The organism is Paraprevotella xylaniphila YIT 11841 (assembly GCF_000205165.1).
Lineage (GTDB): Bacteria > Bacteroidota > Bacteroidia > Bacteroidales > Bacteroidaceae > Paraprevotella > Paraprevotella xylaniphila.
Genome location: NZ_GL883817.1, coordinates 67,636 through 77,705, shown reverse-complemented (window position 1 = coordinate 77,705; position 10,070 = coordinate 67,636). Strand labels below are relative to the sequence as shown.

Below are 10,070 nucleotides of genomic sequence, written 5' to 3'. Positions count from 1 at the left end.
ACGCAGGTAAGGGTCGCAGGCTTTGAGCGGGCTATAAAAATTTCGCATGATGTTGCGGAGGACAGGCAGGTTCTTTTCTTCGTGCACCACATCGAGCAAGGGCGCATCGTATTCATCGATGAGCACCACTACTTGACGGCCTGTCTGTTCGTAAGCCCTTTGAATCAGTCCCTCCAAACGTTGGTTGACTTTGACGTCCCCTTCACCGCGCCCGTAAAGGGCTTCATATCTCAGCAGTTTCTTCTCCAGTTCCAAAATCAGGCCTTCCTTGTCCACGTGCTTGGCCGTGCTCATATCGAAATGCAGGACGGGATATTCCGTCCACTCCGTTTCCAACCTCTCCAAAGCCAAACCCTTAAACAGTTCTCTACGCCCTTCAAAATAGGCTTCCAAAGTACTTGTCAACAGCGACTTGCCGAAACGGCGCGGACGGCTCAGGAATATGTAATTTGAGTCGGAATGCGCCATACGGTAGACGTATTCCGTCTTGTCTATATACAAGTAATTACCGTTCCTTATCTTTTCAAACGTTTGTATACCAATAGGATAAAGCCTTTTCAAAAAATCCATTCCAAGTCCTCCCTTTTATTTCATTTCCGTTCCAACACGTACCTTTCGACATTCCCGGGAAATCCATAACATCTTCTCTGAATCCGTACACCAACCGGATACTTCATCCAAGCCTTTGTCATAACGCCCACGTAAAGGTAGAAAAATCAAACAGACATTCCAAACTTTCCGGCTATAAATATTTATCCCCGATGCCCCAACCATTCGTCATAATCATCTAACCACTGCAAAAGCTGCCGCTTGCTTTTCTTCATATCGGGTTCCTTACGCCATGGGACGATTAAAGCATGCGCCTCATGGTAATACATATTATTATCCGTACAACCATACAACGTAGCCAACAACAAGGCACGGGATTGCTCCGCTTTCAGCAAAGGCAGGATGGTGCGGGAAAAAGCTTCCAACTCACCCCTCTCTTCCCGATTCCCCAATACCGTATGAGCCATCAACAAGATGGAGGCCAACTTGCAACGCATCACATCGCTATCCATCTGCAACTTACCGTAGGCACGCAAGGCCTCTTCTGCCAAAGCCCGGTCGGCATCCGTCACACCGCCACGGGAATGGTAATTCCGCAATGCCTTATGAAGCCCCTGGAAAATACGTTCATTGGACAACTTCGTATACACATGTTTGCCGCTTTCGTTCAGCCCGATGATTTCATATTGTCCGGCAGACACACGCATTAAAGGCACCCACAAGCATCCTTCTATGCAAACCACTACTTCCTTATGCCCGGCACCGGGCTGGACTGCCACCACGGCTTCTACTCCTTTAAACTCCCCTTCCGTAATCCGGACTCGGTCGCCTTTCACCAGGCGTCCTGACTCCGGCACATACACTGGAAGCTCGCCACGGTATGCTTCCGCCACCCAACGAAGGTTCCTCATTTCAGCGTCAGAAAGATAGGGATAATGACTTTCGCCACCGCTATGAACGCGCGGTAAAAAACTATAGGCATGCAAAGCACTTCGCTGCCTTCGGTAAATTTCGGCTTCCGTAGAACGGATGAATACATAATTGTAAAGCAAAGGACGTTCCGTAGGCACGAATTCCCCTCCCTTTCTTTTCACCTCTATATATTTAGGTGCAAAATATTCCAACATCGCTTCATCCCTCTTCACACTCCGGTCAGCCTCCATACGCAATGCACGGGCCGGATCGCCCCTATGCCTCACGGGAAGTACCAGAATATACCAACGTACAGCATGGCTTCCCATCCCCTTACGAGATGAAACTATCTTACCCATAAATACTTGATGACCATACCGGTAAAACTATATATTTTACTGGTTTTTAGATATTTACATCAAACAAACAGACATTCCTGAAAATTTGTATTCTCCCGTTTGCCTATGGATTGCCTCCGATGCGACGCTGTTTACATATCAAATGAAAAGCACTCTCCAAAACAATCGTTCCCACAAGAGGAGGACAAATCACGAGACAAAAGTATAAAAAATAATTCATTTGGCATTTCTATTTTAAAAGTTTTTTCATTCTCATGTAAATTTACGGTAAAGCAATACTCCCCCAATATCAGTCCAAACACCCCATACCTCATATAAGTGATAAAAATCATGAACCGCCCCCAAAAAGTTGGTACCGGCTTTTAATGAAATACTAAAAATTGATTATCTTTGCAGCACAAAAAGATGAGGATTTTTAATAAGAAACTCATTATATTACCTATAATAAATTAGTATAATTATGGTTTATTCACACGAAGTAGAAAACATGTGTTGTGTTGCCAAAGGCCCGAACCACGGACCAGCCCCCATTCCAGAAGAAGGCAAATGGGTACAGGCAAAGGAGATTAAAGACATCTCAGGTTTGACTCACGGTATCGGATGGTGTGCCCCCCAACAGGGTGCCTGCAAGTTGACACTGAACGTAAAAGAAGGTGTCATCCAAGAATGCCTGGTGGAAACTATCGGTTGTTCGGGTATGACCCATTCGGCTGCCATGGCTTCTGAAATCCTTCCGGGCAAGACGATTCTGGAAGCATTGAACACCGACTTGGTTTGCGATGCCATCAACACAGCCATGCGCGAATTGTTCCTCCAAATCGTTTACGGCCGTACACAGTCTGCTTTCTCCGAAGGCGGTTTGATGATTGGTGCCGGATTGGAAGATTTGGGTAAGGGGCTGCGTAGCCAGACCGGTACCCTTTATGGTACTTTGGCCAAAGGTACACGTTACTTGGAATTGACTGAAGGTTACATCACCAAAATGTTCCTCGACAAAGACGATCAGGTATGCGGTTACGAATTCGTACACATGGGTAAATTCATGGAGGCCATCAAGAAAGGTGTACCCGCAGACGAAGCTTTGAAGTCTGTAACAGGTACATACGGCCGTACAAAACCGGAACAGGGAATCGTTAAATCTATTGACCCACGTAAAGAATAATAAGGAGGAACCAGATTATGATTAGAGAAGTGAAATTTGAAAGTCAGGACCGTCGCATCAAGCAGATTTTGGCTGCATTGAACGAAAACGGTATCAAAGATATTGAAGAGGCTAACAAAATCTGTGAAGAAGCTGGTTTGGATCCTTACAAGACTTGCGAAGAAACCCAAATGATTTGTTTCGAAAATGCAAAGTGGGCTTACGTGGTAGGTTCTGCCATCGCATTGAAGAAAGGATGCAAGAACGCAGCCGACGCTGCCGAAGCTATCGGTATCGGCTTGCAGGCTTTCTGTATTCCGGGTTCTGTGGCCGACGACCGTAAAGTAGGTATCGGACACGGAAACTTGGCAGCCCGTCTGCTCCGCGAAGAGACGCAGTGTTTCGCCTTCTTGGCCGGCCACGAATCTTTCGCTGCTGCCGAAGGTGCCATCAAGATTGCCGAAATGGCCAACAAAGTTCGTAAGAACCCGTTGCGTTGCATCTTGAACGGCTTGGGCAAGGATGCCGCCATGATTATCTCACGTATCAACGGCTTTACCTACGTACAGACGAAGTTCGACTACTACACGGGCGAACTGAACGTAGTGAAGGAAACCGCATACTCAGACGGTCCTCGTGCTAAAGTAAAATGCTACGGTGCAGACGATGTGCGCGAAGGTGTGGCGATCTTGTGGAAGGAAAACGTAGACGTATCCATTACGGGTAACTCTACCAACCCGACCCGCTTCCAACACCCCGTAGCCGGTACGTACAAGAAAGAACGCGTATTGGCAGGCAAGCCCTACTTCTCAGTAGCTTCAGGTGGCGGTACAGGCCGTACCTTGCATCCGGACAACATGGCTGCCGGACCGGCTTCTTACGGTATGACGGATACGCTCGGCCGTATGCACTCAGACGCTCAGTTTGCAGGCTCTTCATCCGTTCCCGCCCACGTGGAAATGATGGGCTTCCTGGGTATCGGCAACAACCCGATGGTAGGTTGTACGGTAGCTTGTGCCGTAAATGTGGCTTTGGCTCTGAACAAGTAATCAGAACTGTCCATATAGAAAGAATAAAGGGGATGCTTAACATCCCCTTTATTCTTTACCTATTAGGTCAAGCTTACTCAATAAGCCAACATGTAATACACATTATCTCCTTCGCGCTCTTGCCTAATCTTATGCTCCTGCATCAGCCGGGCAATGCTCAGACATAATTCCGTAGTTCCTAACTTACATTGGTTTTGTAACTCGTCGAACGTGCAGCGCAATGCATTCGACAATGTCTTGTAAACGCTCATACTGCGTGATTTGATGGTTTTCTCGTCTGGTATCATAATGTTTCCTTGTTGTTGATTGCAAAGAAACGAATTAAAATCGTGTCCTCAACAAACCTCTTTATAATAGATGTTCCTTTTACCCATTTTTCAGAAGAACAAAAACCGCTTTGCATTATAAGAGCAATAACACCCTTTTAAAAACTTAAAAATAACCCCAAATAGCAAGGTATGTTAAAATCCCCTTTCATAAAAAATCCGGTTCTTCCCTGAACCCATTTATCAGGAAAGAACCGGAAAGCCGCCTTCGTCCACCGTAAAAATACGGCAAACGATCAATAGTTCTCCTTCTTCACTTCGAAGTAAGCCTGCGGATGCAAGCAAGCCGGACAGATCTGCGGAGCTTCTTTACCCACATGGATATAACCGCAGTTGCGGCACTGCCATACCGTCTCTCCGTCCTTCACGAACACCTTGAATTCCTCCAGGTTCTTCAACAATGCCAGGTAACGCTCTTCGTGGCCTTTTTCCGCCACAGAAATCATACGGTACATCGCAGCAATGGCAGGAAAACCTTCTTCGTCTGCAATGTCCGCAAACTTAGGATAATCCAATGACCACTCTTCGTGTTCTCCGGCAGCCGCAGCCTTCAGGTTCTCCATGGTGGTTCCGATGACACCGGCCGGATAACTGGCCGTAATCTCTACCATGCCGCCTTCCAACCACTTGAACATACGTTTTGCATGCTCTTTTTCCTGATCGGCCGTTTCCGTAAATATAGCTGCAATCTGTTCATAACCCTCTTTCTTTGCCGCACTGGCAAAGTAAGTGTATCTCATTCTGGCCTGAGACTCTCCGGCAAAAGAAACCATCAGGTTCTTTTCCGTACGTGTACCCTTAATACTCTTTCCCATAACTTTTTTAAATTTTGAATTTAAACCTATAATGTTTCTAACGATTCAAAGATACGGATAAAAACGTTCATATTTGTAATCATTACAGCATATTTTCCTTAATTCTATGTTAAAGAATGCTATGCCGCACAGCTGAAGGCCGTGCGGCATGGCCTGTCAGTCGATAGTTACCTTACGGCTCTCCGTCCGCTGACCTTGGGTCATCTTAACCATGTACATACCAGACCTGAATCCATTCCTTTCCATATACTCCCCGACCTCCGACGGCATGCAGGTAAAACTCCCCGCACGTGCTCCATCCAACGTATAAACCACGCAATCTACCGGTTCACCAGAAACCACCCCCGTAATACCCGTCGCAGTTTTCACCTTCAAGATTCCGTTCTCCAATGCAGAAGTATCCCATTCCAAACCCTCTCCGGGGCTATCCAAATCCAACGTGCAGGCAGATGAAAGTGCCGTCCGGTTTGCGACCCACAGTTGGAACTCATCACCGGCTTCCAGTTCGAGCCCTTCACGTACCGACACTTTCAGCGTACCACGCAGGGAGAACGAGCTTATTCCTTCCAAGGTCGTACAGCGTACCTTGGAAGCTACATTGAACAGCACCTCCCCACCGGTACTTACCGTGAGCCTCTTGCCTGAGAAATCCAACGTTCCAGAAGAAGCCCCCTCACGCGTTCCGGAATACAAGCGTCCGCCACGTTCCACCGTGACCGAAGCATTGCCCAATTTACCCATGCCACACAAAACCGCACCGTCCTCAACCGAGAGTTCTCCGCTTCCCAACATGGCATTTTCTGCCGAACGGTCATTCAGGCAAAGCGTGCCTTCCTTCACGGCCACTTCGCCCGTATTGTCCCATACTCCGCTGACCGTCATCTTGCCGCTGCCCACTTTCTCGAACTTAGAATTGGCTGTCACGGTTCCGGCCCAAGCGAAATCATCGTCACATCCCACCTGCCACGTGTTGACACCCGTGGCACCGTCATTGGCAAAAGAGGCATAACCGCCCAACGTGCCCTTTCCGGCCAATTTCCCAATACGGAAAGTCCGCCCCGTGTTTTGCACCGTCACGCCTGCAGTTATGTTAAGCGTACCGTCCGGCATACCCGAAGACGTATTGAGCGTAAAACGCGGATAGCTGTCGGCCATGTCGGCCGTGGCATTGATTGTCCCTGTAAACAGGCTCAAATTGACGGCCACCGGCGTACGTGTGGCAAACCAACCGTTACCATGTTCCACTGCACAATATATCGTAAGCGTACCTTCGCCCGTAATCTTATTGGTATAAGTGGAACGGTTGGCCAATGACCACGTACCATTACCGCCTTCCGGCACATGGATGGCATAACTTGAACCTGTATTTTCATACAACGTACCGGATATGAATTCTACCGTCTGTGCAGGCCTGTCGCAAGCCACGCACTGTACGGTTCCACCGTTGATGGCAAGACGTTCCAACGAGGGATTGGCCATGTTCAGTTTCATCCATCCGTCTCCTTTTTTGGTGAGTAACGTACCCTCCACTGGGGTTTCGACGATGAAATCCTTGAGGTTTTCGACGCATCCCCCGTCTTTGCCTTCCATCTTCATGGGAGAGCCTTGGGTGACAGTCTCTGTCGTCCGCAACGTGGCGCCGTTCTCTATGACAAAGAGGTCGGCCGATTCTACCACTCCGCCCAGACCTCCGTAAGCCCGTGTGGAGTTGCTCAACATATTCACCGATACCGTGCCGCCACTGATGCGCGTACCGCCTGTATACGTATTGTCATTGCTGATGGCCAACACGCCACTGCCACGTTTCACCAATGCCGTATGCCCTGCCAGAAAACCATTCCCGTTGAAAACATAACTCTTACTATTGTCCACAGTGACGCTTTCGGCTTCGATACTGCCGGAAAGGCTCACATTCTTGCGTTCAGCCGTATCGTCGAACAGAACCCTGTCACCCGTCACAAAAAATACGGGATCGGATTCCTCTGCCAAGGTGAAATTCTCGCTTTGGCCAAAGTCCCAAATATTGCTGTTCAAACCGTTCCAAACCACATCGGATGCCGCACGCACATCGCTTAGGGAAAGGTAAAGCATCCCATCCTCCAGCACCAACCTGGCACTCATTTGCGAACTGATACCCTCGATGAGGATACTGGAAAAATCCCCCTTGACCGTAGCTGCCGTACCTATCGGATACCGTCCGGGCTGCACTTCTTCGCCCCGGAACTCAAACACCGGCGCCAAATACTTCGGCCCGTATTTCCACGACTTCGTCTCGACGGTAAGCACCTTCGTATCGAGACGGTCGGAAGTAAAGTCATTCTTCAAATCAAAGACCACGCGCGAACCGAAACCCAACGTCACGGAGTCCGTCGTAAGGGTTCCGGCCTGTCCGTCACCACCCGGATAGACCGTGGCACCATAGTCCGCCTTGATGCTACGGAAAGTACCGGAAGAACGGAGCGACGTATGGCGGTTGAGCCAAAGGGAAGACTGCTTCATCGTCCCGTTGAAAACGAGCGTCCCGTTCCATACATCCGTATTGCCGCCATGGGTCATCTCCACGTCCGGCAGCACCAACGTGCCTTCCCCCAGCTTGACCACGCGTGTGGCTCCACTGAACCCGCTTCCCGTCACCGTACAAGTATAATAGTCATAATCGATAGGCACGTCTTTCGTGGCACAATCGCTCGATGCCGTGCCCTGCACCCACGAAGGTACGTTGAATATGGCCACCCACGGTTCGGCACCCGGCTCCACGGATACCGACATGTCCGCATTGTCGAACACAAGCATCTGGCTACCGTTGTGTGCCGTAGTGATACTGCCTCCGTTCGCAACCTGTGTACGCCCTTCCGTGGTGAGCGGCGGCGGAGCCACGGTGATGCCCTCCAGCTCGCCCAAGAAATAACTCAAGTGGGGAGGCTGGTTGTAACCGATGGTTTCCCACACCATGCCCTGCCGGTATTGATGGTCGTGCCAAAGGGTAGGGATACGGAATTCCGTCGGGTAGTTGGTCGTATAAACCAACAAGTCTTTCCCGTCGCGCACGAGCAGTTCCTCACGCCAGTCTCCGAAGAGGTCGCCCGTGGCGCATGCGTTGTTTTTGCTCCAGTTATTCATCGCACCATTCCCCAAGAAGATGCGCCCCACACCAGGCTTGTCAATCTTGGGTTGGCGTTCCGTTCCCGGGCTGTTGAGCACCTCGCTGCACAGGTCACCATCCCAATAGATACGGAAATTCAAGTCCCACCCCGCCACGTCGGGCAACGGCTTGTCTGCCGTGAGGCTGATGACACCCGACTGGCTGCTTGCCCCTTGGCAACCCGGATAATCCTTATAGAACTTGCCGGCCAACGCACGCCCGTCGTCACTGGTACTTTGCAAACGGTAATACAGTTCCGACGTGGTGGCATTCCGGTAGTTCATGGCCGGGGAACTTTCGTTGCAGGCAAACATCTCCTGTCCGAAGCGGTAAGGATCCAAATCGGTACAATGTTGGGCGTCGCCATGCCCGAGGCCGGTAGTACTCAATCCCTTTCCATTATCATCGATTATCATTGAACCGAACACGATTTCATCCCGTCCGTCCATGTCCACATCGGCCACGCCGAAGTTGTGGTAACCTTGTCCGAACCACGGACCTCCCACACTACATACCCAATTCCAACGTTCCGTCAGCTTATGCGTAGCAGGGTCTACGTCGAAAGTATAAAACTTGTGACGCGTGTAGCAACCGCGTCCGACGAAAATGGAAGGATGCCTACCGTCCAGATAAGGCGCACCGAAATAGTGTTTGGTGGCACGATGCCCCGTGCCGTCGCCCCAGGCTGCCGTCCAGTCCGTCTCACCCGGTTCTAGCCGTTTGCAAGGGTAAGGCATCCATTTCTCGCCGTTTTCCCCGATTTCGTACAACTTGCCCGTGGCTCCCTCCATGTAGAGCAAATATTCATTATCGGGCATGGAATATTCGGTATTGTTAATCCTACGGATATCATGGGACATATTGCCCACCTCCGTGACCGTACCGTCCGGATGATGGACAATCATGTTGTCAGCTCCACGCATCAATACTTCAGCCTTGCCGTCACCGTCCCAGTCGAAAGCTACGGCATCGAACTGTTCATCGGGTCCCGACTGCATGTTCGGGCCGATGTCGATGTACCACAGCCGCTCTCCCTTGACGTTGTACACCTCGATGCGGTTGTAAGCCGAAGTGTTGGCCACGTCCGCCACTCCGGGAGTACCCGTATAAAGACGCTTGGCGATAATCTCCGGCATCCCGTCGCCATCGACATCGGCCAACACGGCGTCGTTGAACATATAGTCTTCTGTCAAATCCTCACCGTTACGTCCTTTCATTTCCGCGCCCGGCACTCTGAGGAAACCTGTATTCTGCCCCGTAAGGGAATAGAAACTGTATTCCTTGAAACGTTTGACGGGGGCACACTGTTCCCCTTCCTTGCCTTTCACCACGGGAGCCACCGTATATCGGGTTTCGGCCGTTCCTCCCGTATGGACATAGTTACTCGCAGACAGCCCTTTGGCCACCAACTCACCGTCGGCATAAAGGTTGTAAGCCACATCGTAGTACTCCTCGCCCAGCACACGCCAGCTCACGAAGTTTCCACTTCCGCTTTGGGTGACAGTGGCCACAAGTCCGCGTCCCAGTTTGTCCATCGTCCGTTGGGCACACAAATCCATTGTGCTGCTTCCTAAAGCCAAGCAGCAAGCAAAAAACAAAATCTGTTTCTTTTTCATGGGATTTATTTTATTAGGTTAATTCACAAGATGATACAAAAATACATAAATAACTCAACAAACCACTACGTTTGGGGACTTTTTATCTGAACTTTTTGATTTTGTCAACAAAAACCAATAGCACCTGCTTCCTCTCCAAGAAAAATCCATCAACCAATAAC

At 49.8% G+C, this 10,070-nt stretch carries 7 protein-coding genes; 2 read left to right on the top strand and 5 right to left on the bottom strand.

Translation table 11 applies throughout. From position 1 onward, the window contains the following. Both HMPREF9442_RS01995 and HMPREF9442_RS01990 read right to left on the bottom strand, forming a co-directional pair. Positions 1-570: AAA family ATPase (locus HMPREF9442_RS01995; RefSeq protein ID WP_008624762.1), on the bottom strand; the 570-nt coding region annotated here is incomplete at its 3' end. A 182-nt stretch (positions 571-752) separates the two neighbouring features. After that, entirely contained in the window at positions 753-1,820 is a 1,068-nt protein-coding gene (locus HMPREF9442_RS01990; protein WP_008624758.1) for a transcriptional regulator, read from the bottom strand. A gap of 460 nt (positions 1,821-2,280) precedes the next feature. Here HMPREF9442_RS01990 and HMPREF9442_RS01985 point away from each other — a divergent pair, with 460 nt between their 5' ends. Both HMPREF9442_RS01985 and HMPREF9442_RS01980 read left to right on the top strand, forming a co-directional pair. Further along, on the top strand, positions 2,281-2,982 hold the full coding sequence (locus tag HMPREF9442_RS01985) for an iron-sulfur cluster assembly scaffold protein (RefSeq protein WP_008619330.1): 702 nt from the start codon (positions 2,281-2,283) through the stop codon (positions 2,980-2,982). A 17-nt stretch (positions 2,983-2,999) separates the two neighbouring features. Further along, positions 3,000-4,010 carry a GGGtGRT protein gene (locus HMPREF9442_RS01980; protein ID WP_008624754.1) on the top strand — a complete coding sequence of 337 codons (1,011 nt, stop codon included), beginning with the start codon at positions 3,000-3,002 and terminating at the stop codon, positions 4,008-4,010. A gap of 77 nt (positions 4,011-4,087) precedes the next feature. Here HMPREF9442_RS01980 and HMPREF9442_RS01975 read toward each other — a convergent pair whose 3' ends face one another. The 3 genes from HMPREF9442_RS01975 to HMPREF9442_RS01965 all read right to left on the bottom strand — a co-directional run bounded on the left by HMPREF9442_RS01975 (position 4,088) and on the right by HMPREF9442_RS01965 (position 9,909). Further along, on the bottom strand, positions 4,088-4,297 hold the full coding sequence (locus HMPREF9442_RS01975; protein ID WP_008624748.1) for a hypothetical protein: 210 nt from the start codon (positions 4,295-4,297) through the stop codon (positions 4,088-4,090). A gap of 275 nt (positions 4,298-4,572) precedes the next feature. Continuing rightward, the gene (rbr, locus tag HMPREF9442_RS01970; RefSeq protein ID WP_008624744.1) at positions 4,573-5,151 is read right to left on the bottom strand and encodes a rubrerythrin; all 579 of its coding nucleotides are present in this window, start codon (positions 5,149-5,151) and stop codon (positions 4,573-4,575) included. A 156-nt stretch (positions 5,152-5,307) separates the two neighbouring features. Further along, positions 5,308-9,909 carry a rhamnogalacturonan lyase family protein gene (locus HMPREF9442_RS01965; RefSeq protein ID WP_008624742.1) on the bottom strand — a complete coding sequence of 1,534 codons (4,602 nt, stop codon included), beginning with the start codon at positions 9,907-9,909 and terminating at the stop codon, positions 5,308-5,310. Between the last annotated feature and the right edge of the window lie 161 nt (positions 9,910-10,070).